24 protein-coding genes and 1 riboswitch are annotated in these 25950 nt (G+C 72.6%); of the genes, 8 read left to right on the plus strand and 16 right to left on the minus strand.

The window, feature by feature from the left end:
- Positions 1-31 precede the first annotated feature (31 nt).
- Positions 32-1207, minus strand: coding sequence for an acyl-CoA dehydrogenase family protein (locus BLW85_RS09020; protein WP_074991786.1), 1176 nt, complete (start codon positions 1205-1207; stop codon positions 32-34).
- A 378-nt stretch (positions 1208-1585) separates the two neighbouring features.
- Between BLW85_RS09020 and BLW85_RS09025 the strand changes: the two genes are divergently transcribed.
- A complete protein-coding gene (locus BLW85_RS09025) occupies positions 1586-2815 on the plus strand; it encodes a glycoside hydrolase family 18 protein (RefSeq protein WP_074991787.1) in 1230 nt (409 codons plus the stop codon).
- A gap of 29 nt (positions 2816-2844) precedes the next feature.
- Here the strand turns inward: BLW85_RS09025 and BLW85_RS38375 are convergent, their stop codons facing one another.
- From BLW85_RS38375 to BLW85_RS09040, 4 genes are all read right to left on the minus strand, one after another.
- The gene (locus tag BLW85_RS38375) at positions 2845-2985 is read right to left on the minus strand and encodes an SCO1431 family membrane protein (protein ID WP_107409091.1); all 141 of its coding nucleotides are present in this window, start codon (positions 2983-2985) and stop codon (positions 2845-2847) included.
- Between the two features lie 101 nt (positions 2986-3086).
- Complete coding sequence (locus BLW85_RS09030) at positions 3087-4460, minus strand: peptidase C39 family protein (protein ID WP_070030012.1); 1374 nt, start codon at positions 4458-4460, stop codon at positions 3087-3089.
- A 202-nt stretch (positions 4461-4662) separates the two neighbouring features.
- Positions 4663-6192, minus strand: coding sequence for an amino acid permease (locus BLW85_RS09035; RefSeq protein WP_239697622.1), 1530 nt, complete (start codon positions 6190-6192; stop codon positions 4663-4665).
- An 88-nt stretch (positions 6193-6280) separates the two neighbouring features.
- Complete coding sequence (locus BLW85_RS09040) at positions 6281-7237, minus strand: tetratricopeptide repeat protein (RefSeq protein WP_070030014.1); 957 nt, start codon at positions 7235-7237, stop codon at positions 6281-6283.
- 213 nt (positions 7238-7450) lie between these two features.
- On the opposite strand from BLW85_RS09040, the gene BLW85_RS09045 reads away from it, so the two are divergent.
- Positions 7451-8134 carry a uridine kinase family protein gene (locus tag BLW85_RS09045; protein WP_425275360.1) on the plus strand — a complete coding sequence of 228 codons (684 nt, stop codon included), beginning with the start codon at positions 7451-7453 and terminating at the stop codon, positions 8132-8134.
- Between the two features lie 426 nt (positions 8135-8560).
- Positions 8561-10417 (plus strand): AAA family ATPase, encoded by a 1857-nt coding sequence (locus tag BLW85_RS09050; RefSeq protein WP_070030015.1) that lies wholly within the window; start codon positions 8561-8563, stop codon positions 10415-10417.
- A gap of 60 nt (positions 10418-10477) precedes the next feature.
- Here the strand turns inward: BLW85_RS09050 and BLW85_RS09055 are convergent, their stop codons facing one another.
- The 9 genes from BLW85_RS09055 to BLW85_RS09095 all read right to left on the minus strand — a co-directional run bounded on the left by BLW85_RS09055 (position 10478) and on the right by BLW85_RS09095 (position 17882).
- Positions 10478-11566, minus strand: a complete 1089-nt coding sequence (locus tag BLW85_RS09055) for a hemolysin family protein (RefSeq protein WP_074991788.1) — start codon at positions 11564-11566, stop codon at positions 10478-10480.
- Positions 11563-12897 (minus strand): hemolysin family protein, encoded by a 1335-nt coding sequence (locus BLW85_RS09060; RefSeq protein WP_070030017.1) that lies wholly within the window; start codon positions 12895-12897, stop codon positions 11563-11565. Before BLW85_RS09060 ends, BLW85_RS09055 begins: the two co-directional genes overlap by 4 nt.
- Positions 12898-13100: 203 nt before the next feature.
- Positions 13101-13556 carry a PH domain-containing protein gene (locus tag BLW85_RS09065; protein WP_070030018.1) on the minus strand — a complete coding sequence of 152 codons (456 nt, stop codon included), beginning with the start codon at positions 13554-13556 and terminating at the stop codon, positions 13101-13103.
- A gap of 11 nt (positions 13557-13567) precedes the next feature.
- A complete protein-coding gene (hisG, locus tag BLW85_RS09070; RefSeq protein ID WP_070030019.1) occupies positions 13568-14416 on the minus strand; it encodes an ATP phosphoribosyltransferase in 849 nt (282 codons plus the stop codon).
- Positions 14417-14490: 74 nt separating this feature from the next.
- Positions 14491-14763, minus strand: a complete 273-nt coding sequence (locus BLW85_RS09075) for a phosphoribosyl-ATP diphosphatase (protein WP_070030020.1) — start codon at positions 14761-14763, stop codon at positions 14491-14493.
- Between the two features lie 34 nt (positions 14764-14797).
- Positions 14798-15283 (minus strand): 6,7-dimethyl-8-ribityllumazine synthase, encoded by a 486-nt coding sequence (gene ribH, locus BLW85_RS09080; protein ID WP_070030021.1) that lies wholly within the window; start codon positions 15281-15283, stop codon positions 14798-14800.
- Positions 15284-15325: 42 nt separating this feature from the next.
- A complete protein-coding gene (locus BLW85_RS09085) occupies positions 15326-16642 on the minus strand; it encodes a bifunctional 3,4-dihydroxy-2-butanone-4-phosphate synthase/GTP cyclohydrolase II (RefSeq protein WP_074991789.1) in 1317 nt (438 codons plus the stop codon).
- A complete protein-coding gene (locus tag BLW85_RS09090; RefSeq protein WP_074991790.1) occupies positions 16639-17280 on the minus strand; it encodes a nicotinamide mononucleotide transporter family protein in 642 nt (213 codons plus the stop codon). Before BLW85_RS09090 ends, BLW85_RS09085 begins: the two co-directional genes overlap by 4 nt.
- Entirely contained in the window at positions 17277-17882 is a 606-nt protein-coding gene (locus tag BLW85_RS09095; protein WP_070030024.1) for a riboflavin synthase, read from the minus strand. Before BLW85_RS09095 ends, BLW85_RS09090 begins: the two co-directional genes overlap by 4 nt.
- Before the next feature lie 158 nt (positions 17883-18040).
- A riboswitch (FMN riboswitch) is annotated at positions 18041-18171 on the minus strand.
- 335 nt (positions 18172-18506) lie between these two features.
- Between BLW85_RS09095 and BLW85_RS09100 the strand changes: the two genes are divergently transcribed.
- Entirely contained in the window at positions 18507-19247 is a 741-nt protein-coding gene (locus tag BLW85_RS09100; protein ID WP_074991791.1) for an SDR family oxidoreductase, read from the plus strand.
- Between the two features lie 8 nt (positions 19248-19255).
- On the opposite strand, the gene BLW85_RS09105 is transcribed toward BLW85_RS09100, so the two are convergent.
- Positions 19256-20695 (minus strand): ROK family transcriptional regulator, encoded by a 1440-nt coding sequence (locus tag BLW85_RS09105; protein WP_074991792.1) that lies wholly within the window; start codon positions 20693-20695, stop codon positions 19256-19258.
- 133 nt (positions 20696-20828) lie between these two features.
- Between BLW85_RS09105 and BLW85_RS09110 the strand changes: the two genes are divergently transcribed.
- Positions 20829-22031: an MFS transporter gene (locus BLW85_RS09110; RefSeq protein WP_074991793.1), complete on the plus strand. Its 1203-nt coding sequence runs from the start codon at positions 20829-20831 to the stop codon at positions 22029-22031.
- Here the strand turns inward: BLW85_RS09110 and BLW85_RS09115 are convergent.
- The gene (locus tag BLW85_RS09115; RefSeq protein ID WP_074991794.1) at positions 21991-22449 is read right to left on the minus strand and encodes an acyl-CoA thioesterase; all 459 of its coding nucleotides are present in this window, start codon (positions 22447-22449) and stop codon (positions 21991-21993) included. The genes BLW85_RS09110 and BLW85_RS09115 overlap by 41 nt on opposite strands.
- Before the next feature lie 202 nt (positions 22450-22651).
- Here BLW85_RS09115 and BLW85_RS09120 point away from each other — a divergent pair, with 202 nt between their 5' ends.
- The 3 genes from BLW85_RS09120 to BLW85_RS09130 all read left to right on the plus strand — a co-directional run bounded on the left by BLW85_RS09120 (position 22652) and on the right by BLW85_RS09130 (position 25931).
- Entirely contained in the window at positions 22652-24043 is a 1392-nt protein-coding gene (locus BLW85_RS09120; protein WP_074991795.1) for a uracil-xanthine permease family protein, read from the plus strand.
- Between the two features lie 78 nt (positions 24044-24121).
- Positions 24122-24847 carry a DUF5995 family protein gene (locus BLW85_RS09125; protein WP_074991796.1) on the plus strand — a complete coding sequence of 242 codons (726 nt, stop codon included), beginning with the start codon at positions 24122-24124 and terminating at the stop codon, positions 24845-24847.
- Positions 24848-25001: 154 nt separating this feature from the next.
- Positions 25002-25931 (plus strand): TIGR03619 family F420-dependent LLM class oxidoreductase, encoded by a 930-nt coding sequence (locus BLW85_RS09130; protein WP_074991797.1) that lies wholly within the window; start codon positions 25002-25004, stop codon positions 25929-25931.
- Positions 25932-25950: the final 19 nt, after the last annotated feature.

The following is a 25950-nucleotide window of genomic DNA, read 5'->3' on the forward strand; positions in this document are numbered from 1 at the left end:
ACCGGCGGCCCGGCGGGGCGCGAGAGCCGGTTCAGCGGGCCTCGGGTCCCGCCACATGGCGGGCGATGACCATCCGCTGGATCTGGTTGGTGCCCTCGACGATCTGGAGCACCTTCGCCTCGCGCATCAGCCGCTCGGCCGGGAAGTCGGCCGTGTAGCCGTACCCGCCGAGGATCTGCACGGCGTCCGTAGTGACCTTCATGGCGGTGTCGGTGCAGTGCAGCTTGGCCATGGCGGCCTGCTTGGCGAACGGCTTGCCGGCGTCGCGCAGCCGGGCCGCCGCGAGGTACAGGGCGCGCCCGGCCTCGATCTGGGTGGCCATGTCGGCGATCATGAAGCGCAGGCCCTGGAAGTCGGCGATGGGCCGGCCGAACTGCCGGCGCTCGGTGGCGTAGGCGACCGCCTCGTCCAGCGCGGCCTGGGCGACGCCGACGGCGCAGGCGGCGATGCCGAGCCGCCCGGAGTCGAGCGCGGCCAGGGCGATGGTGAAGCCCTGGCCCTCCTCGCCGATGCGCCGTTCGTCGCCGACGCGGACGCCGTCGAAGTGGACCTGTGCGGTGGGCGAGCCCTTCATGCCCATCTTCTTCTCGGGGGCGGCGGCGCTCAGACCGGGCGCGTCACCGGGCACCAGGAAGGCGGTGATGCCGCGCGGGCCGTCCTCGCCGGTGCGGGCCATCACGGTGTAGAAGTCGGCGACGCCGCCGTGGGTGATCCAGGCCTTGGTGCCGTCGATCACCCAGTCGTCGCCCTCGCGGACCGCCTTGGTGCGCAGCGAGGCGGCGTCGGAGCCCGAGGAGGGTTCGGACAGGCAGTACGCGCCGAGGAGTCCGCCGCCGAGCATCGCGGGCAGGTGCTCGACCTGCTGCTGCTTGGTGCCGTAGGTGGCCAGGGCGTAGGAGGCGAGGGTGTGCACGCTGAGGCCGAGGCCCACGGTGAGGCGGGCGGCGGCCAGTTCCTCCAGGACCTGGAGGTAGACCTCGTAGGGCTGGTCGCCTCCGCCGTACTCGGCGTCGTACGGCAGGCCGAGCAGGCCCGATTCCGAGAGCAGGGTGAAGACCTCGCGCGGGAAGCGGCCGGCGTCCTCCTCCTCGGCGGCCTTCGGCGCGATCTCGCGCCGGGCTATCTCGCGGACGAGTGCGAGCAGGTCCCTCGCCTCGTCCGTCGGCAGCTGACGCTCCACCGGCTGCGGTAGTTCGCGGTCGGACATGGCGTCGGTCTCCTCCCTGGTCGGGAACCGGCGGCACGGCCCGCGGGTGGGGGCGGCTCCGCCTGGTCGTTCCGGTGCGGCCACGGGTGACGGCTCCCGGGTCTCGGGAGCTGCTGACCAGCGGCGTGTGCGCTGAGTATGCCCGATCGGCGGACTCCCGTCACCAGTTAACGACCGCTCACTCGAAGATTCCAGCCGGGGCCGTTCCGGGCCGGTGTCCCGGGGCCCGCGAGGGCCGGTAGGTCAAGGAATCCGGGGCCCGGAATTGGTTCGCACCATTGACCGCACTGGTCTAGTCCTCCTACTGTTCCTGACCAACGCTTTACCGCGTTCATGCCAATCGGCGCGCGTTCCCTCACCCCCACGAGGAGGCACCCGATGCACATCCCCCACGGTTTCCGTCCCCGGACGTTCCTCTCGGCCGCCGCTGCCGCCGCCCTCACCGCCGGGCTGCTGGCCGGCGCCGGCACCGCCACCGCGGTCTCCCCCACCAGCCCCCGGGCCACGGCCGGCTCCAAGGTCGTCGGCTACTTCACCGAGTGGGGCACCTACGACCGCAAGTACTTCGTCAAGAACGTCGAGACGTCCGGCTCGGCGGCCAAGCTCACCCACATCAACTACGCCTTCGGCAACGTCACCGGCGGCAAGTGCGCCATGGGCGACTCCTACGCGGCCACCGACCGGGCCTACACCGCGGGCGAGTCCGTGGACGGCACCGCCGACACCTGGGACCAGCCGCTGCGCGGCAACTTCAACCAGCTGCTGAAGCTGAAGAAGAAGCACCCGAACCTGAAGATCCTGTGGTCCTTCGGCGGCTGGACCTGGTCCGGCGGCTTCGGGGAGGCCGCGAAGAACCCGGCCGCCTTCGCCCAGTCCTGTTACGACCTGGTGGAGAACTCCAAGTGGGCGGGCCTGTTCGACGGCATCGACATCGACTGGGAGTACCCGAACGCCTGCGGCAACACCTGTGACAGCAGCGGACGGGAGGCGTTCCGGGACGTCATGGCGGCGCTGCGCGCCAAGTTCGGCGGCAAGCTGGTCACCGCGGCCATCAGCGCGGACGCCACCAGCGGCGGCAAGATCGACGCCGCCGACTACGCGGGCGCGGCGCAGTACGTCGACTGGTACAACCCGATGACCTACGACTACTTCGGCGCCTGGGACGCCAAGGGCCCGACCGCTCCGCACTCCCCGCTGAACTCCTACAGCGGCATCCCGAAGGCGGACTTCGACACCTCGGCCACCATCGCCAAGCTGAAGGGCCTCGGCGTCCCGGCCTCGAAGCTGCTGCTGGGCATCGGCTTCTACGGCCGCGGCTGGACCGGCGTCACCCAGGCGGCGCCCGGCGGCACGGCGACCGGACCGGCGGCGGGGACGTACGAGCAGGGCATCGAGGACTACAAGGTGCTCAAGACCAAGTGCCCGGCGAACGGCACCGTGGGCGGCACCGCCTACGCCAAGTGCGGCAGCGACTGGTGGAGTTACGACACCCCGGCGACCATCGCCACGAAGATGGCCTACAAGAACCAGCAGGGCCTGGGCGGAACCTTCTTCTGGGAACTCAGCGGTGACACGGCGAACGGCGAGCTGATCAAGTCGATCAGCTAGTACCCGGGTTCAGAGCACCGGTACCGGGTTCAGAGCAGGTGCAGCTGGGTCACGAGCATCGCGATCACCATGGCGAGGACCCAGCCCGTCAGATGCTCGACGATCTTCGGGCCGTGGTCCTGGGGGCCGCCGGTGCGGGCGCGGGTGGCGGTGGCCGAGTGTGCGGTCATGCTGGTACTCACAGAGGTCGGACGTACAGAGCGGTCCCCCCACCCTTTTGTCCACCTTGCCACCCGCGACGGCGTTCGCGGCGATGAGCTTGGTCACACGGTCAGCGCACACCCACCGCGGCCAGGGCCTTGCGCTGGTGGGCGCTCGGATGGGCCGGGAAGTAGAGGTAGCAGACGCCTCCGGTGCCGGACGCCACGGCGCCGGAGGCGTTGTACCGCTTGGTCCTCAGCCAGATGTTCTCGAATTCCCGCCGCTTGTAGACCCGTCGTACGGCGTCGTCGCTCGGCGAGGCCGGGTCGTTGGCGATCACGTCGCCGTCCGCGGTGAAGCCGATCACGGTCATCAGGTGGCCGGAGGTGCCGTAACCCGCCCCGGTCAGCTCGGTCTTCAGGAACGACTGGGACGTTATGGCCGGGATGCCGGCCGCGACCAGCGTCTCCAGGTCGGTGAGCGAGGCGAGCCGGGTGATCACGCCCTGGAGGTCCGCGAAGGTGGCCGCGTAGGCGGCGTTGAACGGCCAGTTGCCGCAGCCCTGGTACTGGTAGTCGTACGTGTAGCGGGCGGCCGCGTCCACCTGCGGGTCGGCGTAGGACGGGTCGACCCAGGACAGCTGCTCGGGGGCGAGCCGGCCGCCCCAGTACTCGACGATCATCTGTGACGAGGTGGGGCTGCACCAGGCCTCGCCGCCGTTGTCGTACTGCGGGTACTGCCCCTTGTGGATCTCCTGCGAGTAGCGCGGTACGACCAGTTCCTGGGCGAGGCCGGGCGTGGAGGCCGGGACCGTGAAGCGGTCGGGGATGTCGGAGCCCATCGCGCCGAGCCGCCAGACGGTCGGGGTGAGCCGGGTGCCCGGCCTGCGGTACAGCGTCAGGCGCAGCCGGTAGGAGTCCAGGCGCAGACCGGTCGAGGCGTCGTCGATGGCGAACGTGTCGGTCCAGATGCTGCTCTTGCCGTCGCTCTGCCCGTCCACCGAGGTCCGCTTGATGTCCTGGTCGCCGGCCGCCCAACGGCCCATCACGTACCAGGGGGTGTCGGAGCCGTCCGAGTAGGTGCCGCACAGCTCGACCTGGATCCAGGTGCCCTCGGGGGTGTGCGCGTTCCAGGAGGAGACGACCTCGGTGGCCGGCACCGCGAGGCGGTGGCGGGGCGAGGTCCAGGTGGCGTACTCCCACGTGGCGGTGGTGCCGGTGTGCGGGTCGGTGTAGTCGGTGCTGCCCGCGGGGGCGGCGAGCACCACGCCGGGGCGGCGTCCGGAGACCGCCCGGGTGCCCTGGGAGGTGCCGCCGCGCCACTCGCTGTACGTGGTCCAGGCGTGGTAGTCGATCGGGCGGACCCCCGTCCGGCCGGGGTCGTCGGCGTCGGCGGCCGGGTCGGGCCGGCCGGCCGCCGCGGCGGGCGCGGTGCCACCGGCCACCGCCGCGGCGACCGCGGCGGCGAGAACGGTTCTGCGGGACGGCTGTTGGGCTCTGCTCATGGGCGCGACTACCCCCAGGTGTCCGGAGTGCTGACTGGATCATGTGCACGTCGTGCGCCAACTATGGAACAGCCGCAGGGCCCCTGCCAGCACTTGGGCGGATGCCGCGCCATGATTATTGGTCTGGACCGGTGATGGGAGCACCGAGGCCCCGGCCCCGGGCACCGTGGCGGTGCGGGGGCCGGGGCCTCGTGGCGGTGGTTCAGATGAGGTCCATGGCCGCGATCTCGTCGGGGCGGCCGTAGCTGATGGGCCCCTGGAAGCGGCGGCGGGCGGTCGCGAACCACCAGACGGTGGCCACGAGCAGGACGACCGCGAGCGCGATCGGCGCGTAGTTGAAGGAGGAGGCGGTGATCGGCGAGGCCTGGGGCAGCATGAACAGGACGCTGCTGAGCGCGATCCAGACCACGGCCAGCCAGCCGATCGGCTTGCCCCAGCGACCCAGGTGCCACGGGCCGGGCTGGAAGGCGTCGCCCAGGCGCAGCCGCAGGAAGATCGGCACGGCGTAGGCGAGGAAGAGGCCGACCACGTTGACGCTGACGATCGCGGTGAAGGCGGTGTGCGACCACCAGCCGGGCACCACGAGGGCCAGCGAGCAGCCCACCGCGAGCCAGACGGCCTTGACGGGCGTGCGGGTGCGCGTCGAGACCGAGTGCCACCAGCGGGAGCCGGGCATGGCGCCGTCCCGGGAGAAGGCGAAGATCTGCCGGGTGTTGCTGGTGAGGTTGGCCAGGCCGCAGAAGAGCATGGCGCCGATGACGATGAGCAGCATGGCCTTGGCGGTGCCGAGGCCGAGGCCGTCGATGAGGATCTGGACGGGCGGCGCGTCCGTCGCGGCCTCCTTGGCGTAGTCCTTAATGCTGTAGACCAATGCCAGCATCAGGACCAGGCCGGTGATCGCCGAATAGCCGATGGCGCGGGTGATCCCCTTGGGCGCGTTGACCGTGGCTTGCACCGTTTCCTCGGACATGTGGAAGCTGCCGTCGAACCCGGTGAAGGTCCAGCTGGTGACCAGCAGGCCCAGCATGCCGCCGTAAAGCCCGCTCGTGAAGCCGGTGTTGTTCTCGAAATGCGTCACGAAGGACGCCGACTGATGGTGATCCGGTATCACTATGAGTGCGCCCACGATCACGACGAGTCCGATCAGCAGCCACCACACGGAAATGCGGTTGAGGACGGCGACGAGCTGGACCGTGAAGGTGTTGGCGAGCCCCTGCACCACGATGATCACGGCCGTGATCAGCACCGTCTGGTGGACGGTCGGCTGGTAGGAGGGCCACTGCAACTGCACGAAGGCCTGGATGAAGGTGGCCGCCGCATAACCGGTCGCGGCCGTGCCACCGATCTGCCCCACGAAATTCAGCCAGCCCGTGTACCAGGACCAGGCACCTTTGTGCCGCTTGGCGAGTTTACCGGCGGAGAAATAGAGGGCGCCGCTCGTCGGATAGGCCGAGGCGACCTCGCCCATGGCCGCGCCGATGAGCAGCACCATGAGCGAGACACCGATCCAGCCGAATACGAGAATGCGGGGCCCGCCCGCGTTCATACCGAATCCGAAGGACGAGAAGATACCCGAAAGGATATTGATGATGGTGAAGGAGATCGCGAAATTGTCGAACGCCTTGAACCGGCGCGTGAGTTTCCGCGGATAGCCCATCGCGTGCAGGGTCGCGTCGTCGTCGAGTACGACCGCGTCCTTTCCCGCGCGGGCCGCGGCCCGCGGGGTCGACATCCGTTCCGACACAGATCGGCCTTTCTCTCGATGCCTCTCGACCACCGCGGACGGGCGCTCGACGAGGGGGGACGGGGACGAGCAAAGGTCAGGCGGGACCCGGGACGGGCAGACCGCAGGCGCGGCGCGCCCGGGAGAGCTGCTCGGCGGGGTCGCCGAAGGCACTCCAGGGCATGCGCGAGGCGTACGGGCCCATCGCCGTGAAGACCGCCCGGGCCTCGAACTCGCGCTGGCCCATGACCAGCGCGTGTGCGAGGTAGGCCAGGTCGAGCACCGGGGTGAAGCGGTAACCGGTCGCCGCGGGCAGCCAGTTGTGGTAGATCGCGAGCGCGGTGGCGCGCCACTGGGGCTGCTCCCAGACGCGGTCGGCGAGCAGCTGGGTCGGGTTGTAGCTCTCCACCAGGGCGACGAGGGGCAGCAGCCGCAGCGCGGAGTCGGCGGGTGCCCGCTGACTGAGGAAGGCGGCCACGTCCCAGGCGGCGTTGACCGAGCCGCCGTGGCGGGTGAAGAAGAAGGAGAGGAAGCGGTGGTGGGCCTCGCGGTGCCAGGGGTCCAGGGAGAGGACGTGCGCGAACAGCCGCCAGGGGCCGGGCGGCGCGGTGAGCAGGCCCTGCGGGGCGGGGTCGCGCAACCGGTGCAGCCGGGCCATGGCCAGCTTGGCCACCCAGGGCGTGGGGTCGTTCGGGTCCAGGGCGGCGGCACGGTCGCAGGCGGTGAGCGCTATGCGCTCCAGCGCCTCGGCGCGGTCGTCGTGGGCGTCGGCCGCGCGCAGGGCGCGCTGGACGGCGACGCGGGCCCACATCAGGGCCGCCTCGGGCGAGGGTTCCTCGTCCAGCCAGCGTTCCACCAGGTCGGTGCCGGCCGCCTCGGAGGCGAGGACCAGCGAGCGGTGGGCACGCAGGGCGAAGTCGGAACGGGTCTCGGCGAGCGCCTCGTACGCATGCCGATAACGCCCGGCGCGGACATCGACGCAAACCCCGGCGAGGACTCGGTCGTCGGCCGCCGGGTGCCATACATACTGCCCTTCGAATAACTCCGCGGCCATGTCCCCTGCCTTGTCCCCTTGCCCTGTCCGCGTTGACCGCTTCTCGCGGTTGCGCAGGAGGCACCTTACTCAGCGCGGGGGACCCCCGGAACGCCGAATTCGACATATCGGTCAGGGGATTCGAGAATGTTTATCGAAGACCGTGAGGACTCCCGAGCGATGGTTCAAACCGTAACCTTCTTTGGCTCCGGCGGTCTCGCGGGACCCGTCGCCATGCGCCGCTACTACACTCTTTCCGGAAAACCCCCCACACCGCACCACACCTCGGGAATCGTCATTCAGCTCCTCGCCGCCCGGCTGCGCGGGCTCCCCCCGTCCCTCGGACCGGTCCGGCTGGTCGGCGTCGACGGGCACGCCGGCTCCGGCAAGTCGACCTTCGCCGGGCGGCTGGCCGCCGCGCTGGGCGGTGCCCCGGTGCTCCACCTCGACGACATCGCCAGCCACGAGCAGCTCTTCGGGTGGACCGACCGGCTGCTGACCCAGGTGATCCGCCCGCTCTCCCAGGGCGAACCCGCCGCCTACACCCCCTACGACTGGCGTGCGCGCGCCTTCGGTCCGCCGCGCCCGTTGCCGCCCGCGCCGGTGGTCCTGCTGGAGGGCGTCGGCGCCGGTCGCCGCGCGCTGCGGCCGTACCTGGCCGAACTGCTGTGGATGGAGCTGCCCCGCGAGGAGTCCTGGGCGCGCGGGCGGCGGCGGGACGGGGCGGAGCAGCGCGAGTTCTGGGACGGCTGGGTCGCGGCGGAGCGCGCGCACTTCGCCGCGGACCCCTCGCGCCCCCACGCCGGTCTTCTGGTGCGGCAGACGGCCGAGGGGTACGAGGTGTCGCCGGGGCCCGGGCGACGGCCGGGGTCAGGCCAGGATGTGACCCTCAGTGATGGGCCGTCGGCTGTGTGGTGAAGCTGTGAAGAGTCTTGTCGGCCAACTTGCCCAAGTGCCCCAACTTCGCTTGACCCGGGGCCCGTACAGGACTTACGTTCTCAATGTGCGGCCTTTCGGAGCCGCCCGAAGACGCGAAGCCCCCGGTTGTTCCCCCGTGATCGGGGGCTTCGTTCTGCCCGCGGACCGATTTCCGGGGCCCTCGCGCACCGATTCCGTCACCCTCGGTCACCGCCTTGCCCCGCCCCGTCCGCTCCCACCTCGCCGAACGGCCCCTGCGGCACCCTACGGCCCGCGGACACACCGCGGGTACGATGCCCTTGGTGCGACCTCGGCGGCTGCCTCGCGCACCTGCAACTCCGGTCCGCGGCACAGCGGTTCGGCCGCGGCGGCCGCCGGGCGACCGTCCGGCGGTGAACCACGGGGGCACGGTCTGTGGGGGACGTGATGGACTTCGGCACGCAGGGCCCCGAGGCCCCGGCCGACCTCGCCTGGCTGCGCGGGGTCGACGCCTACACGATGGGTGCCTATCCGCAGGCGGAGGAGGAGTTCCGGGCCGCGGTGCGGATGGACCCGGGCATGGCGGACGGCTGGCTCGGGCTGCACGCGCTCCGGGTCGACACCACCACCGCGCTGCTGCGGATGTTCCGGCACCGCGAGCGCTTCGGGGAACAGCGCGCCCGCCACCGCAGATCGCTCAACTCCTGGTACTGGCTGGGCTGGTGGGTGCAGCCGGTGCTGGAGAACCCGCGTGATCTGCTGCTCGCCCACGCCTCGCACTGGCTGGACGGCCGGCACGTGCCCGAGCTGGACCGGGCGCTGGCCGGGCTGCCCCCGGTCGACACCGACCCGCAGGTCCGCTTCCTGCACGCCTGCCGCGCCTATCTGGTCAAGGACTGGGACCAGCTGGTCCGCCACACCGATCCGCTGCTGGACGACGCGCTGCTCGGCATCGAGGCCGGGCTGTTCGGCGGCATGGCCCGGGTCCGGCTGGAGATGTACGGCCAGGCCGAGCCGCTGCTGTCGGCGGCGCTGATGCGCTGCCGCAGCGAACAGCCGCAGCGCAAGGAGCTGCGCTACTGGCTGGCGCGGGCGCACGAGGGCACCGGCCGCTCCGCCGCCGCGCTCCCCCTGTACCGCGCGGTGCACCGGGTCGACCCCGCCTTCATGGACACCTCCGCCCGGCTCGCGGCGATCGCCGAGGGGGACGGGTACGACGACGCGGCCGACCTCGCCGCGATCACGCTGACCGGCACGGACACCGTGGACGGGCCGGACGGCTTCGACCCGCTGTTCGGCGCCGAGGGGCGGGATCTGCGGCTGCCCGAGCCGGAGCTGCCGACCGGGCCGCTGCCGTCGGTGGCCGCCCCCGCGGTCCGCGACCGGACGGGGGGCACCGGCTCGCCGATACCCACCGGACCGACCGATCCCGCCCTGCTCGAACAGGCGCTCGCCGAGCTGGAGCGGATGGTGGGGCTCGAACCGGTCAAGCGCCAGGTGAAGGCACTGTCCGCGCAGTTGAACATGGCGCGGCTGCGGGCCGGGCAGGGACTGCCGGTGCAGCCGCCGAAACGGCACTTCGTCTTCTCCGGTCCGTCCGGGACCGGCAAGACCACGGTGGCGCGCATCCTCGGCCGGGTCTTCTACGCCCTCGGCCTGCTCGGCGGGGACCACCTGGTGGAGGCGCAGCGGGCCGATCTGGTCGGCGAGTACCTCGGGCAGACCGCCGTGAAGGCCAACGAGCTGATCGACTCCGCGATCGGCGGGGTGCTGTTCGTGGACGAGGCGTACTCGCTCTCCAACTCCGGGTACGGCAAGGGGGACGCGTACGGGGACGAGGCCCTGCAAGTGCTGCTGAAGCGGGCGGAGGACAACCGGGACCACCTGGTGGTGATCCTCGCCGGGTACCCCGAGGGCATGGACCGGCTGCTCGCCGCGAACCCGGGGTTGTCGTCCCGGTTCACCACCCGTGTCGACTTCCCCTCCTACCGGCCGGCGGAACTCACCGAGATCGGGAAGGTGCTGGCCGGGGAGAACGGTGACCTGTGGGACGAGGAGGCGCTGGAGGAGCTGCGGTCGATCGCCGGGCACGTGGTGGAGCAGGGGTGGATCGACGAGCTGGGGAACGGGCGGTTCCTGCGCACCCTGTACGAGAAGAGCTGCGCGTACCGGGATCTGCGGTTGTCGACGTACCCGGGGGCGCTGTCGCGGGAGGACCTCGCGACACTGCGGCTGGCCGATCTGATGCAGGCGTACGGGGAGGTGCTGTCGGGCCGGGGGCCGCAGGATCCGTCGGCGGGGTAGGTACGGCCCGGTGGGACACGGGGAGCCGGGCGGACCGCCCGGCTCCCCGCACCGCCGCCGCTAGGTCGCGAGCGCCTGTTCCGGCTCCCCGCTCACCCGCGGCTCGGTCAGCCGCATGTCGGCGATCTCCCGGTGGGCCGGGTCGCGGACCTCGCCCACCAGCATCTCCAGGACGTCCTCCAGGGCCACCAGACCGAGGACCTTGCCGGACGCGTCGGCCACCTGGGCCAGGTGCGTGGCGGCGCGGCGCATGACCGTGAGGGCGTCGTCCAGGGGGAGTTCGGCCCGCAGGGTGGTCATGGGGATCCAGACGTTCTGGGGCACCGCGCGCTCGGAGTCCTCCAGGTCGAGGACGTCCTTCACATGGACGTACCCCATGAACGCGCCCTTCTCGGTCGCCGCGACCGGGAAGCGGGAGTAGCCGGTGCGCGCGGTCAGCCGGACGATCTCTCCGGGGGTGACCGCCGGGGTCACCGTGACCAGGGACTCGCGGGGCAGCAGGACGTCCGTCACCGGGCGGGAGCCCAGCTCCAGCGCGTCCTCCAGGCGTTCGCGCTCCTCCGGGTCGAGGAGGCCCGCCTCGCCGGAGTCCTCCAGGAGCCGGTTGAGCTGCTCACTGGTGACGACCGCCTCGACCTCGTCCTTGGGCTCCACCCGGAACAGCCGCAGCACGGCCTGGGCGACGGCGCCCAGGGACACGGTGATCGGCTTGCACACGCGGGCGAACCAGACCAGTCCGGGGCTGAGCCACAGCGCCGCCTTCTCGGGCGCCGCCATGGCCAGGTTCTTCGGCACCATCTCGCCGATGACCAGGTGGAAGAAGACCACCCCGGCCAGGGCGATGACGTAGCCGAGCGGATGGATCACGCCGTCGGGGAGGTGGACCGCCTCGAAGAGCGGCTCCAGCAGGTGCGCCACGGTCGGCTCGGCGACCGCGCCGAGGGTCAGCGAGCAGACGGTGATGCCGAACTGCGCGGCGGCCATCATCTGGGGCAGCCGCTGGAGGCCGTACAGCACCTGGCGGGCCCGCGCGGTGCCGAGCGGTTCGATCTGGCTGCGGCGCACGGAGACGAGCGCGAACTCGGCGCCGACGAAGAAGCCGTTGGCGAGCACGAGCAGCGCGGCGAAGAACAACTGCAACACGCTCATCGGACGGCCTCCGCGATGTTCGCCGCCGGGGCCGTCCTGACCAGGCGGACCCGCTCGGCGCGGTAGTGGCCGACCTGGCGGACCGCGAGCCGCCAGCCGGGCAGCTCGGCCCGGTCGCCGGGGGCCGGGATCCGGCCGAGCAGGTCGGCGACCAGCCCGGCGACGGTCTCGTAGGGCCCCTCGGGCACGTCCAGGCCTATCCGCTTGAGGATGTCGACCCGGCAGCTGCCGGCCACGTCCCAGGCGGGCCTGCCGTCCTCGGGCGGGGCTACGGCCAGTTCGGGCACGTCCTTGGCGTCGTGCTCGTCGCGGACCTCGCCGACCAGTTCCTCGACGATGTCCTCCAGGGTGACCACGCCGGCGGTGCCGCCGTACTCGTCCACCACGACCGCGATGGGCTGCTCGCTGCGCAGCCGGGCCAGCAGGGGCTGCACCGGCAGGGTCTCGGGGACCAGCAGCGCCGGACGGGCGATCCGGCCGACGGGGGTGCGCAGCCGGTCGTGCGCCGGGACGGCGAGCGCGTCCTTGAGGTGGGCCATGCCGACGACCTCGTCGATCTTCTCCCGGTAGACGGGGAAGCGGGACAGTCCGGTGGCCCGGGTGAGGTTGACCACGTCCTCGGCGGTGGCCGAGTCCTGGAGCGCGCTGACCTTCACCCGGGGGGTCATCACGTGCTGTGCGGTCAGCTCGCCCAGCGACAGGGTGCGCACGAACAGGTCGGCCGTGTCCTGCTCCAGGGCGCCGGCCTGTGCGGAGTGCCGGGCGAGCGAGACCAGTTCGCCCGGGGTGCGCGCGGAGGCCAGCTCCTCGGCGGGTTCGACGCCGAGGGCGCGGACCAGCCGGTTGGCGACCGTGTTGAGCGCGGCGATCACCGGCCGGAACAACCGGGAGAAGTGGTGCTGGGGACCCGCGACGAAGCGGGCGACCTGGAGCGGGCGGGACACCGCCCAGTTCTTGGGCACGAGTTCGCCGATCACCATCTGGATCGCGGAGGCCAGCAGCATGCCGACGACCACGGCGGTGCCGGAGGCGGCGCCGCCGGGCAGGCCGAGGGCGGCGAACGGGCCGCGCAGCAGCCGTCCCAGGGCCGGTTCGGCGAGCATGCCGACGACCAGGGAGGTGATGGTGATGCCGAGCTGGGTGCCGGAGAGCTGGAAGGACAGGTGCTTCAGCGACTCCACGACGGTACGCGCGCGCTTGTCGCCGTCGGCCGCGGCCTTCTCGGCCTCGGGGCGTTCGACGGTCACCAGGCCGAACTCGGCCGCCACGAAGAATCCGTTGGCGAGAATGAGCAGGAACGCGGCTGCGAGGAGCAGCAGGGGGGTGGTCACGATGCCGCCGCCTTCCCGGTATGTCGGGTGGGGGCGGCGCAGGTACTACAGGACGATCCGTCCATCGCCGGAGGGATTCACTCCTCGGGTAGCAGGAACCCCCGGCACCGGGCGGCGCACAGGGGCGGAGGCGCTTCGGCGCGGCCTCCGCCCACCAGATTAATCAAGACAGGGGCCGGGCGGGCAGGGTGGGCGGCCCCGAGTCAGCCCTGATCTTCCCCGAGGCGGGCGGCCGAGCGGGCCTCGGCGAGCGCCCGGAGCGCCCTGGCGTCGGCGATCGCGCGCTGCTTGGCGAGGCCCGGCTGGATGCCGAGCGCGGGCAGGCTGGTGCCGTCGCTGAGGTTGAGGAACACCCAGGGATCGCCCGGACGGAGGTTCACCTGAAGGATCTCCGCCCAGTCCAGACGACGCGTGCCGGCGATGTTGACGACGGTGACGCCCTGCTCGTCGGCGACGACCTTCACCCGGGCCAGCTTGGCCAGCACCCAGAAGATCAGCGCCCCGGTGACCACGAAGCTCAGCCGCTCCCCCGGGCCGAGCCCCTCCAGCAGCACGGCGATCCCCGATATGGTCAGGAAGATCACCACGCCGGCGGTGAGCAGGATGGCCCGGGTGTGGCCCGGCCGGAAGGTGACAGGGAGGGTGGGCAGCTCGGACATCGGCGTGCTCATCAAAGGCGGCAGGCGTGGATGGCCGTGGTCAGGATGGCGCGGGCGCCGATGGCGTAGAGGTCGTCCATGATCCGCTGCGCGTCCTTGGCGGGGACCATGGCGCGGACCGCGACCCAGCCCTCGTTGTGCAGCGGGGAGACGGTCGGGGACTCCAGGCCGGGGGTGAGGGCGACGGCCTTCTCCAGCTGCTCGACCCGGCAGTCGTAGTCCATCATCACGTACGTGCGGGCCACGAGGACGCCCTGGAGGCGGCGCAGGAACTGCTGCACCTTGGGTTCCTCGGTGTCCGCGCCGGTACGGCGGATCACGATCGCCTCGGACTTCATGATCGGCTCGCCGAAGACCTCCAGGCCCGCGTTGCGCAGGCTGGTGCCGGTCTCCACGACGTCGGCGATGACCTCGGCGACGCCCAGCTCGATCGCGGTCTCCACGGCGCCGTCGAGGTGCACCACGGAGGCGTCGACGCCGCTGTCGGCGAGGTGCCGGGCGACGATCCCCTCGTAGGAGGTGGCGACGGTGCGGCCCTTGAGGTCCTCGACGCCGCTCGCGGTGCCGGGCTTGCCGGCGAAGCGGAAGGTGGAGCGGGCGAAGCCCAGCGGCAGGATCTCCTCGGCGTCGGCGCCGGAGTCGACCAGCAGGTCACGGCCGGTGATGCCGATGTCCAGGCGGCCGGAGGAGACGTAGATCGCGATGTCGCGGGGGCGGAGGTAGAAGAACTCGACCTCGTTGCCCGGGTCGACGATCCGCAGTTCCTTGGACTCGCGGCGCTGCCGGTAGCCGGCCTCATGCAGCATGTCCGCCGCAGGGCCGGACAGGGAACCCTTGTTGGGGACGGCGATGCGCAGCATGAGGTCGGCTTCCTTTGCGTGAAGGGGTTTCCGGGGGGCGCCGCGGGGCTCCGCGGCGGGGTACGGCGGGTCGGTCAGAGGTGGGCGTAGACGTCGTCCAGGGAGATCCCGCGGGCGACCATCATCACCTGGACGTGGTACAGCAGCTGCGAGATCTCCTCGGCGGCCGCCTCCTTGCCCTCGTACTCGGCGGCCATCCAGACCTCGGCGGCCTCTTCGACGACCTTCTTGCCGATGGCATGGACCCCCTTGCCGACCAGCTCTGCGGTGCGGGAGGTGGCGGGATCGCCCTGGGCGGCCTTGTGCTGGAGCTCGGCGAAGAGCTCCTCGAACGTCTTCTTGGACATGGTGGTCCTTACCCTACGCGCTCCGGCCGGTGCCTCAGTGCCAGGGTTCGGATACCGAACGCAGCGTGGCCGCGGTGGACACCGCCGCGATCACGGCCTCGTGGCCCTTGTCCTCGGTGGACCCCTCGATGCCGGCCCGGTCCAGGGCCTGCTCCTCGGTGTCACAGGTGAGCACGCCGAAGCCGACGGGGACGCCGGTCTCGACGGAGACCTGGGTGAGGCCCGCGGTGACGCCCTGGCACACGTAGTCGAAGTGAGGGGTGCCGCCGCGGATGACGACGCCGAGGGCGACCACCGCGTCGTAGCCCCGCCCGGCGAGCACCTTGGCGGCGACCGGCAGCTCGAAGCTGCCGGGCACCCGGATCAGGGTCGGCTCGTCGATCCCCAGGTCGCCCAGGGCGCGCAGGGCGCCGTTCACCAGGCCGTCCATCACCTTCTCGTGCCACTGCGCCGCGATGACGGCGACCCTGAGGTCGCTCACGTTGCGTACGGACAGCTCCGGTGCACCCTTGCCGCTCACGTCTCTCCTCGTTGCGTTCTTGCTCGCCGGCTCGCCGGCCTGTTACTGGTTGGGGCAGGTGGCCGCGGGGGCGGCCTGGGCGGGCGCCGGCACGGCCGGGGCGTCCAGCCAGGGCAGGTCGTGGCCCATGCGGTCGCGCTTGGTGCGCAGGTAGCGCAGGTTGTGCTCGCCCGCCTGGACGGGCATCGGCTCGCGGCCGGTGACCTTCAGGCCGTGGCGCTCCAGCGCCTCGGTCTTGTCGGGGTTGTTGGTCATCAGCCGGACGCTGCGCACGCCGAGGTCGGCGAGGATCCGGGCGCCCGCGCCGTAGTCGCGGGCGTCGGCGGGCAGGCCGAGTTCCAGGTTGGCGTCGAGGGTGTCGCGGCCCTGTTCCTGGAGTTCGTAGGCGCGCAGCTTGGACAGCAGGCCGATGCCGCGGCCCTCGTGTCCGCGCAGGTAGACGACCACGCCGCGGCCCTCCTCCTGGATGCGCGCGAGGGAGGCGTCCAGCTGGGGGCCGCAGTCGCAGCGCAGGGAGCCGAAGACGTCCCCGGTGAGGCATTCGGAGTGGACGCGGACGAGGACGTCCTCGCCGGTGCCGATGTCGCCGTGGACGAGGGCGACGTGTTCGACGCCGTCGAGGGTGGAGCGGTAGCCGTGGGCCGTGAAGGTGCCGTGCCGGGTGGGCAGCAGGGTCTCGGCCTCGTGGCGGACCGTGGGTTCGGTGCCCCGGCGGTGAGCGATCAGGTCCTCGATGGAGATGATCGTCAGGCCGTGCTTGCGGGCGAACGGGAGCAGCTCGGGCAGCCGCAGCATCCGGCCGTCCTCGCCCGCGATCTCCACGATGGCGCCGGCCGGGCGCAGCCCGGCGAGCCGGGCGAGGTCGACGGCGGCCTCGGTGTGGCCGTTGCGCTCCAGGACCCCGCCGGAGCGGGCGCGCAGCGGGAAGACGTGGCCGGGACGGACGAAGTCGACGGGCTCGGCGGTGCCGCCCGCGAGCAGCCTCAGCGTGGTGGCGCGGTCGGCGGCGGAGATGCCGGTGGTCACGCCGTGCGCGGCGGAGGCGTCCACGGAGACGGTGAAGGCGGTCCTCATCGACTCGGTGTTGTCCTCGACCATCTGCGGCAGCCGCAGCCGGTCGAGTTCGGCGCTCTCCATGGGGGCGCAGATCAGCCCCCGGCACTCGCTCATCATGAAGGCGACGATCTCGGGGGTCACCTTCTCGGCGGCGACGACGAGGTCGCCCTCGTTCTCCCGGTCCTCGTCGTCTACGACGACCACGGGCCGGCCGGCGGCGATGTCGGCGATGGCCTGTTCGACCGGGTCGAGCGCGAAGTCCTCCACCGGGAAGGGGTCGTACAGGGGGGTGGCCGGGCTCATGCCGGTGCTCCTTCCAGAACGGGCCGCGTGCTCTTGCGCGAGCGCAGCCACCAGTCGCGCATGCCCCACAGGACGAGCGCGCCGTAGATGACGTAGACGAAGCCGGAGAAGGCGTAGCCGTTGGCGAAGTTGAGGGGGACGCCGACGAGGTCGACGAGCAGCCAGGCGAACCAGAACTCGACCATGCCCTTGGCCTGGGCGTACATCGCGACGACGGTGCCGACGAAGATGTAGGCGTCCGGCCAGGGGTCCCAGGAGAGCTTCGGGAACGCGGTGAACAGCAGGGCGACGGCGACGGTGCCGACGGCGGCGGCGCCGACGAGGGCGGCCCGCTCGCGCCAGGTGGCGAACCGGGGGGAGATGTGGCCGTCGCCGGCCCCGCCCCGGCCGCGGTTCCACTGCCAGAAGCCGTAGAGGGCGACCGCCATGACGACGGCCTGCTTGCCGGCGCTGCCGGTCAGGTGGCCGTAGAAGGCGGCGAAGAGGACGAGGCCGGAGACGAACTGCACCGGCCAGCTCCACAGGGAGCGGCGCCAGCCGAAGACGAGGCCGATCAGGCCGAGGATGTTGCCGATCATGTCGGACCACAGGATGTGCTGTCCGAACAGGGTGAACGCCTCGGAGTTGAGCGAGTTCACCGGCCGTCCTCCCGTCCGGCCGCGAGCAGCCGCTCGACGTACTTGGCGATGACGTCCACCTCGAGGTTGACCGGGTCGCCGGGCTGCTTCACACCGAGGGTGGTCAGAGCGAGGGTGGTGGGGATGAGGCTGACGGTGAAGTGGTCGGGGCCCGCGTCCACCACGGTGAGGCTGATGCCGTCGACGGTGATGGAGCCCTTCTCGACCACGTAGCGGGCGAGGTCCGCGGGGAGCGAGATCTTGACGATCTCCCAGTTCTCGGAGACCTTGCGCTCCAGCACCTCCCCGGTGCCGTCGACATGGCCCTGGACGATGTGGCCGCCGAGGCGGGCGCCGACGGCGGTGGGGCGTTCGAGGTTGACGCGGGAGCCGACGGCGAGCGCGCCCAGGCTGGAGCGGTTCAGCGTCTCGGCCATGACGTCGGCGGTGAACTCGTCGCCCTCGTGGTCGACGACGGTGAGGCAGACTCCGTTCACGGCGATGGAGTCGCCGTGCCGGGCGCCCTCGGTGACGATGGGGCCGCGGAGCCGGAAACGGGAGGCGTCGCCGAGATTCTCGACGGCGGTGACTTCACCCAGCTCTTCGACGATTCCGGTGAACACTTCCCGGGTCCTCCTGCCTCGTGGCACGGACTCCGGGGCCTGTCGAAGACGACAGAATCTACGGATGAGCACACATCGGGGGCGTCGCCGAAAAAGACCCGTCCGCATGCGGACGAGACCCGAGACGGCGGCGCGCACACGTGACGCGTGCCCGCCCGCCGCGCACTGCCTCCCATCCGGACTTTAACCGTCGGTCCAGGAATTTCACCTGGTCAACCGGTCGCTGGAGGCGACCGGGTCGCGGACTGTAACCGCCGGTTCGGACTTTCACCGACCCCGGAGTGCGCTGCTTCTGGTACACGGCCAGTGTGCCACGCCCGGCGCCCGCCCCGACAGGGGGAGCGTGTGGGCTCGCTCACAGTGCGTGCTCCCGGGCTTGCGCGGGACGGCGCGGCCCCTCAAGTCCCCTGCTCGCGGCTCGGGTTGGTGGTGTCTTCCCCATTGACCGTAATGGTCTAGTCCTTTTAGGGTGCGGGCGGGCCCGGCGGCGGTGACGACGGCCCTTGCCCGCCGCCGGGCCGTCACGTCAGGGCGCGGAGCGTGTCACATTTCCCGTCCGCGTCCCGTCTCCCCCGGTACACGGCGCCCCGACCGGGGGCGCCCGGTCGGGAGGGACGAACGGGGATGACCACGATCCTGGTCACGGGGGGCACCGGCACGCTCGGACGGCACGTCACCGAGCGGCTGCGGTCGGACGGGCACGAGGTGCGGGCGCTCAGCCGGCACGCCCGGCCGTACGACGTCGATCTGCGCCGGGGCGGACCCGCGCTGGACGCCGCGCTCACGGGCGTCCCGACGGTGGTGCACTGCGCGAGCAGCCCTCGGGGCGGTGACGAGGAGGCGGCCGAGCAGCTGATCGCGGCGGCGCGGCGGGCGGGGGTCGGCCACCTGGTGTACATCTCCATCGTCGGCGTGGACCAGGTGCCGTTCGGCTACTACCGGACCAAGTTCGCGGTGGAGCGGCGGATCGAGCGCTCGGGGCTCGGCTTCACCATCCTGCGCACGACCCGGTTCCACGACCTGCTCGCGTCGCTCTTCACGTCCCTGGCCACGTCACCGGTGCTGCCGCTGCCGGCCGGGGTCGCCGACCAGCCGGTGGAGGTGGCCGAAGTGGCGGACCGGCTGGCCGAGTTGGCGCTCGCGGCGCCGGCGGGCAGGGTCGCGGACCTGGGCGGCCCCGAGGTCCGCCCGCTGGACTCCCTGGCCCGCTCCTTCCTCCGCGCGACCGGCCGGCGCCGCGGGGTGGTGAACGTGCCGCTGGCCGGCAGGACGTACCGGGCCTTTCGCGCGGGGGGTCATCTGGTGCCGGAACGGGCCGTGGGCAGGGGGACGTTCGAGGAGTACCTGGCGCGACGGTCCGGGTGAGGGCGCCGTCACGGGCGGGACGGCGCCCCGCTCCACAGTTCGTCCTGGGCCCGGTCGCGGGCCGTCAGCAGCGCGCCGCGCAGTACGGCGGAGCCGCCGAGCCCGCCGGCGCGGACCTCGGTGGGCAGGGGCGACAACCGGCCGAGCCGCTCGGCCACGAGAGCGGCGAGCACCTCGCCCCCGGCCCGCCCGACCTCCCCGCCGAGCACCACGCACCCGGGATCCAGCACGGCGACGACGGAGGCGGCACCGACGGCGACGCCGTCGGCCAGGGCGGCCAGAAAGCGCGCGCCGGCACCACCCGTCCCGGCCGGCGGGGCACCCTCCGGCTTCGTTCCGCCGGAGGCCCGACCGGCCACGCCCTCCCCCGGCACGGGCCCGCCCCCCGCCGCCGAGGAGTCCGTCCCCGGCCCCGGCACCGGGCCCCCGGCGGGAACCGGCGCCCCTCGCCCCGTCCGCGCCCCCGCCTGCGCCATCCGCCCCGCCGACGCCTCCCCCGGCCATCCCTGCGCGGCCTCCTCGTCCGCGGCCGGCGCTCCCGTGGCCGACGCGCTCTCCACCGCCCCGCGCACCACCCACGCCGCGCCCGGGCCGTCGACCACGGCCGGTGTCGGCAGGCCGTGGGCGGCCGCCAGGGACAGGACGGCCGCGGCGCCCGCCAGGGCGTGGAAGCCGCCCGCGCAGTCGGTGGCGGAGGGAAGGCCGGACGTGCCGGGGACCGGCAGGAAGCCGATCTCGCCGGTGCCCCCGGAGGCACCGCGACGCAGGACGCCGTCGAGGACGACCGCCGCGCCGGTGCCGTGTCCGAGCCAGAGCAGGACGAAGGTGTCCCGGTCGCGGGCGGCGCCCTCGCGCTGCTCGGCCAGCGCGGCGAGGTTGGTCTCGTTCTCCACCGTGATCCGGGCCCCGGGCAGCCGTTCCTGGAGGGCGGCGGCCAGGCTGCGGTGCCAGGCCGGCAGGCCCGCGGAGTCGCGGAGGTCGCCGGTGGCCGGGTCGATGAGGCCCGGCGCGCCGATGCCGACGGTGTGCAGCCGCTCCGCCCCCGCCTCCTTGGCCGCCCGCTCCACCGCGGCCACCACCCGCTCCACGGCGGGCCCGGTCCCCGCGCCCCGGTCGACCGGCACGGACGCCTCCGCGAGCACCCGCCCCACCAGGTCGGCGACCAGCACGACGACCCCGTCGGTGCGCACGTCGAGCGCGGCCAGGAAGGCGCCGTCGGCGACGATGCCGTAGAGCCGGGCGTTGGGCCCCCGGCGGGCCGCGCCGGACTCGCCGACGACCCTGATCAGTCCGGCGGCGGTGAGCCGCTCGACGAGGTCCGCGACCGTCGGCCGGGACAGCCCCGTCAGCTGTTTCAGCTGCCCCGCCGTCAGCGGGCCTCGCTCCTGCAAGAGCCCCAGGGCCAGCCGGTCGTTGATGGCCCTCGCGGTGCTGGGTGATGCGGGCATGGCGGGAATCCTCCCAGATCGGTTCCAGATCGGTTCCACGGGCCGGACGCCAAGGCGCGACGCGATAAGAACTATCTATCAGGCAGGGTCCCTGATAATTTACGCCCGACGACTTCCGGGGAGGAGCACAGACATGAGTGACAAGGGCGAGGTGCGGCGCGCCCGGTACGCCGTGGCGGCCGTGTTCGCCGTACACGGTGCCGTGACCGGCTCCTTCGCGACCCGCGTGCCCTGGGTCCAGGACCACGCCTCGCTCAGCGCGGGCCGGCTGGGCTTCGCGCTGGCCTTCACCGCGCTCGGCGCCTCGTGCGCGATGCCGGTGGCGGGCCGGATCAGCCACCGCTTCGGCAGCCGTACGGCCCTGCGCGGGCTGCTCGCGCTGTGGACGCTCTCGCTGATCCTGCCGTCCCTGGCGCCGAACCTGCCCACCCTGTGCCTGGCGATGTTCACCTACGGCGCCTGCGCGGGCATGTCCGACGTGGCGATGAACGCGCTCGGGGTCGAGGTCGAACGGCGGCTCGGCAAATCGATCATGTCGGGGCTGCACGGCATGTGGAGCGCGGGCGCGCTCACCGGCTCGGCGGCCGGCACGCTCGCCGCCCACCTCGGTGCGGACGCGCGCACCCACTTCCTGCTGGCCTCGGCCGTCCTCACGGTGCTCGGCCTGCTCGCCTGCTCCTGGGTGCTGGACCTACAGCCCACCGAGGACGAGGAGCCGCCGCCGCGGTTCGCGCTGCCGCCCCGCTCCGCGCTGCTGATCGGCATGATCGGCTTCTGCGCGGTGTTCGCGGAGGGGGCGAGCCTGGACTGGTCGGCGGTGTTCCTGCGCGACCGGCTGGACAGCTCGGCCGCGCTGGCGGCGGCGTCCACCACCGGGTTCATGCTCACGATGGCCGTGGCCAGGATCGCCGGAGACGCGGTGGTGAACCGGTTCGGCGCGGTGCGGACGGTCCGCGCCGGCGGCGTCCTCGCGGTGCTCGGCGGACTGCTGGTGGTGGTCGCCGGGCAGCCGGCGGTGGCGATGGGCGGCTTCGCCCTGATGGGGCTCGGCATCGCGGTGGTCGTGCCGCTGTGCTTCGCCGCCGCCGGACACGCGGGACCCAACCCCAGCCAGGCCATCGCGGGTGTGGCGACCATCACCTACACCTCGGGGCTCGTCGCGCCCAGCCTGATCGGCGGGGTGGCCCAGGCGACCAGCCTGGTGGTCTCGTTCGGCGTGGTGACGGCGCTGGCGTGCGGGCTCGCGGTGTGCGCGGGAGTGCTGCGCAGCGCCGAGCGCGGGCCCGCGCGGGAGGTCAGTCCGCGGGCCGCAGCAGCTCCCGGGCAACGGCCCTGAAGCCCTCGCTCCACGGCGCCGGGCGCAGGGTCGCCGCGTCCAGCCGGACCAGCACCCGGGCGCCCCGGGCGTAGGTCTCGGCGCCGTCGGCCGAGCAGAAGCGGAAGCCGTAGGTCAGCCCGGTGGTGCCGAGCCGGTCCAGCCACAGGTGCACGGCGTAGCGGCCGGGGCGTGTGACCGGCGCCTCATAACCGATGCGCAGCTCGCGCACCGCGTTGCAGGCGTCCCCGGCCGCCACCCAGTCGCCGTCGAAATGGATGCCGTGCTCGTGCCACAGCTCGGTCCAGGCGCGCTCGACCAGCAGCGGGTAGCGGGCGTTGTGCAGCAGTCCGAGCGCGTCGAGGTCGTCGAAATGGACGGTGACGGGGACCAGCCGGCCGTAGGAGACGGCGGGGGCGGGGGCGGCTTCGACGGTCACGGGTGGAGCTCCTGAGCGAGGCGAACGGGGTGGCACCCCTGGGCACGGCGGACATACTAAGCGACCGCTCAGCAAGCCCTCGCCGGGGCCCGGACGGCGGGCGTGTGCTCGGGGTGGGTCGGCGACCAGCGACAATGGTGCGGATAGCCCTGCGGCTACCCCCGGTCACACACTCCCCCCGGCAAGAAAGCGAAACCCCACCATGGACCTCGGCGTGCGCTGGAAACTGCACGGTGACGGGCGCACGCCCGCGCCCGGAGCGGTGGTACGGCCCGACGAACGGCTGTCCTGGCCGCGGACGGTCGGCCTCGGCGCCCAGCACGTGGTCGCGATGTTCGGCGCCTCCTTCGTGGCGCCCGTGCTGATGGGCCTGGACCCCAACCTGGCGATCATGATGTCCGGCATCGCCACGGTGATCTTCCTGCTGGCCACCCGGGGCCGGGTGCCCAGCTACCTCGGCTGCTCCCTGTCGTTCGTCGGGGTGGCCGCCGTCATCCGCGCGCAGGGCGGTACGAGCGCGACGGTGACCGGCGCCACCCTCGCCGTCGGCGTCGTGCTGTTCCTGGTGGGGCTCGCGGTGCAGCGGTTCGGGGCCCGGATCATCCACGCCGCCATGCCGCCGATCGTCACCGGCGCCGTCGTCATGCTGATCGGCTTCAACCTGGCGCCGGTGACCGCGTCCACCTACTGGCCGCAGGACCAGTGGACGGCGATCCTCGTGATGCTCTTCACCGGACTCGCCGTGGTGTGCCTGCGCGGCTTCTGGTCCCGGATCGCGATCTTCCTCGGCCTGATCTTCGGCTACGGCATCTCCTGGGTCTTCGACCGGGTCTTCGGCAAGATCCACTCCGTGGACGGCGGCGGCAAGCTCACCGACCACTGGCGCCTGGACCTCTCGGGCGTGTCCAAGGCGGACTGGATCGGGCTGCCGCACTTCCACGGGCCGTCCTTCCAGTGGTCGGCGATCCTGGTCGCGCTGCCGGTGGTGATCGCGCTGGTCGCGGAGAACGCGGGCCACGTCAAGGCGGTCGGCGAGATGACCGGCGACCCGCTGGACGACAAGCTGGGGACGGCGATCTCGGCCGACGGCGTCGCCTCCATGCTGTCCACGGCGGTCGGCGGCCCGCCGAACACCACGTACTCCGAGAACATCGGCGTGATGGCCGCGACCCGCGTCTACTCCACCGCCGCCTACTGGGCCGCCGCCGGTTTCGCCCTGCTGTTCGGCCTCTGCCCGAAGTTCGGCGCCATCGTGGCCGCCATCCCGGGCGGTGTCCTCGGCGGCATCACCGTCATCCTCTACGGCATGATCGGCCTGCTCGGCGCGCAGATCTGGCTCAACGCCAAGGTGGACCTGCGCAACCCGCTGAACCTGGTGCCGGCCGCCGCGGGCATCATCATCGGCGTCGGCAACGTCAGCATGAAGTTCACGAGCAACTTCTCGCTCAGCGGCATCGCCCTCGGCACCGTGGTCGTCATCACCGGCTACCACGCCCTGCGCGCCTTCGCCCCGGCCCATCTGAAGAAGCAGGAACCCCTCCTGGACGAGGGCACGTCCACCTACGACCCGGGGACCCCGCGCACCGAGTCGTAGCGGGCCGCGTTCCCTCGTTCCGGCGACCGCGCGGGCCGGTCGGCCCGGCCCGCGCGCCGGAGCTGGGAGGCTGCGTCCATGACGCAGCCGGAACAGGTCACCTTCCCCGCGGCACGGGCCGGCACGACCGTCGACGCGGTCGTCGCCCGGATGCGTGCCCTCGACGCCGTCCTGCCCGAGCGGGACGGGGTCGCCGTGTTCAACCGCGTCTACCTCACCGTCACCGAGGAGATCGGCCGGCGCCTGCGCGGCGGGGAGTTCCCCGATCCCCGCGCGGCCACCGCGCTGGACGTGCGGTTCGCCGAGCGGTACCTGACCGCGGTGGACGCCGACGCGGCGGACCTGAGGCCGCCCGCCTGCTGGCGGCCGCTGTTCCAGCTGCGCCGCCATCCCGGGGTACGGCCGCTCCAGTTCGCGCTGGCCGGTGTCAACGCACACGTCGGGCACGACCTCCCCCTCGCCGTGGTGGACGCCTGCCGGGCCGTCGGCTGCGAACCGGCCGATCTGGAGGACGAGTTCGAGCACGTGGGCGAGATCCTGGTGGTGCTGGAGGAACGGGTCCGCGAAGAGCTGATGCCGGGCCCCGATCTGCTCCAGCTCGCCGATCCGCTCACCCATCTCGTGGGGTCCTGGAGCCTGGAACGGGCCCGGGAGGCCGCCTGGGCGGCGGCCCGCGCGCTGTGGGCGCTGCGCCACCGCCCGGACATCGCCGGGGAGTTCACCGAACGGCTGGACGCGGTGGTCGGGCTCGCCGGCCGGATGCTGCTGACCCCGCTCGGCCACCGCACACCGCGGCCCCGCTGACCCGCGCCCGGCGCACACCACGGCCCCCGCCGGTCCCCCTCCCCCGCCCGTCCGCCGCGGTGGCCCGAAATCGTCCCTGGCGCGCCCTCCCCGGAACACCCTCGGTGCCATGGCACGTTGGCCGCGACGTACCCGAACGCGGAGGAGCAACGGCATGGCGACCCGGCTCGGACTCGGTCTTCCCCAGATGCGGCAGTACTCGATCGGCAAGGACGTCCCCGAGGTGGCGCGCGCCGCCGAGGACCTCGACTACGACAGCCTGTGGGTCTTCGAACGGGCCCTGTTCCCCGAGCCCGCCACCCAGGGGCTGTACGGCATCGACGGCCTGCCCTGGCCCGACCAGTACCGCTCGGTGGCGGAGCCGCTGGTCACCCTCACCCTGGCCGCGGCGGCCACCCGGCGGGCCGAACTGGGCACCAGTGTGCTGATCGCGCCGCTGCACCTGCCCTTCCAGCTGGCGAAGGCGCTGGCCTCGCTGGACGCGGCGAGCGGCGGCCGGGTGCTGGCGGGACTCGGCACCGGCTGGTCCCTGGACGAGTACGCCGCTGCGGGCGTACGGCCGTTCGAGGAGCGCGGCGCGGTGCTGGACGAGATCATCGACGTGTGCCGCGCGGTGTGGGGCCCGGACCCGGTGGCCCACGACGGCCCCCTGGCGAAGATCGCCCCGGCCGTGGTGGGGCCCAAGCCTGCCCGGCCGATCCCGATCCTGCTGGCCGCGGGCAGCGGGCGGGCCCGGCGGCGGCTGGTGGACCGGGCCGACGGCTGGCTGCCGGTGAGCACCGGGGCCGAGCGGGTCGCGGCGGACTGGCGGCGGCTGCGGGAGCTGGCCGAGGAGCGGGGACGTACGGAGCCGATCCGCACGGTGCTGCGGGTGAACACCACGCGCCTGCCGAAGCCCTACGAGGGCGCCGACCGGCGGCCGTTCCAGGGCAGCGTCGACCAGATCGTGCAGGACCTGGTGGAGCACGCGGCGATCGGCCTGGACGAGATCCTGATCGATCTCCAGGGCACCGCGCGGGACGCGGCGGAGCTGACGGACGTCGCCGCCGAGGTCTTCGAGAAGGCGCGGGCGGCCGGAGTCTGAGGCCGGCCGCCCGCGCCTC

This window comes from Streptomyces misionensis (genome assembly GCF_900104815.1).
Classification (GTDB): domain Bacteria; phylum Actinomycetota; class Actinomycetes; order Streptomycetales; family Streptomycetaceae; genus Streptomyces; species Streptomyces misionensis.

Bases quoted from the DNA above. Each gene is read 5' to 3' on its own strand.
- BLW85_RS09125 (WP_074991796.1), top strand. From the start codon at position 24,122: ATGACGCAGCCGGAACAGGTCACCTTCCCCGCGGCACGGGCCGGCACG.
- BLW85_RS09030 (WP_070030012.1), bottom strand. From the start codon at position 4,460: ATGAGCAGAGCCCAACAGCCGTCCCGCAGAACCGTTCTCGCCGCCGCG.
- BLW85_RS09025 (WP_074991787.1), top strand. From the start codon at position 1,586: ATGCACATCCCCCACGGTTTCCGTCCCCGGACGTTCCTCTCGGCCGCC.
- BLW85_RS38375 (WP_107409091.1), bottom strand. From the start codon at position 2,985: ATGACCGCACACTCGGCCACCGCCACCCGCGCCCGCACCGGCGGCCCC.
- BLW85_RS09020 (WP_074991786.1), bottom strand. From the start codon at position 1,207: ATGTCCGACCGCGAACTACCGCAGCCGGTGGAGCGTCAGCTGCCGACG.
- BLW85_RS09130 (WP_074991797.1), top strand. From the start codon at position 25,002: ATGGCGACCCGGCTCGGACTCGGTCTTCCCCAGATGCGGCAGTACTCG.
- BLW85_RS09065 (WP_070030018.1), bottom strand. From the start codon at position 13,556: ATGTCCGAGCTGCCCACCCTCCCTGTCACCTTCCGGCCGGGCCACACC.
- BLW85_RS09075 (WP_070030020.1), bottom strand. From the start codon at position 14,763: ATGTCCAAGAAGACGTTCGAGGAGCTCTTCGCCGAGCTCCAGCACAAG.
- BLW85_RS09100 (WP_074991791.1), top strand. From the start codon at position 18,507: ATGACCACGATCCTGGTCACGGGGGGCACCGGCACGCTCGGACGGCAC.
- BLW85_RS09110 (WP_074991793.1), top strand. From the start codon at position 20,829: ATGAGTGACAAGGGCGAGGTGCGGCGCGCCCGGTACGCCGTGGCGGCC.
- BLW85_RS09040 (WP_070030014.1), bottom strand. From the start codon at position 7,237: ATGGCCGCGGAGTTATTCGAAGGGCAGTATGTATGGCACCCGGCGGCC.
- BLW85_RS09035 (WP_239697622.1), bottom strand. From the start codon at position 6,192: ATGTCGACCCCGCGGGCCGCGGCCCGCGCGGGAAAGGACGCGGTCGTA.
- BLW85_RS09050 (WP_070030015.1), top strand. From the start codon at position 8,561: ATGGACTTCGGCACGCAGGGCCCCGAGGCCCCGGCCGACCTCGCCTGG.
- BLW85_RS09085 (WP_074991789.1), bottom strand. From the start codon at position 16,642: ATGAGCCCGGCCACCCCCCTGTACGACCCCTTCCCGGTGGAGGACTTC.
- BLW85_RS09120 (WP_074991795.1), top strand. From the start codon at position 22,652: ATGGACCTCGGCGTGCGCTGGAAACTGCACGGTGACGGGCGCACGCCC.
- BLW85_RS09105 (WP_074991792.1), bottom strand. From the start codon at position 20,695: ATGCCCGCATCACCCAGCACCGCGAGGGCCATCAACGACCGGCTGGCC.
- hisG (WP_070030019.1), bottom strand. From the start codon at position 14,416: ATGCTGCGCATCGCCGTCCCCAACAAGGGTTCCCTGTCCGGCCCTGCG.
- BLW85_RS09045 (WP_425275360.1), top strand. From the start codon at position 7,451: ATGCGCCGCTACTACACTCTTTCCGGAAAACCCCCCACACCGCACCAC.
- BLW85_RS09055 (WP_074991788.1), bottom strand. From the start codon at position 11,566: ATGAGCGTGTTGCAGTTGTTCTTCGCCGCGCTGCTCGTGCTCGCCAAC.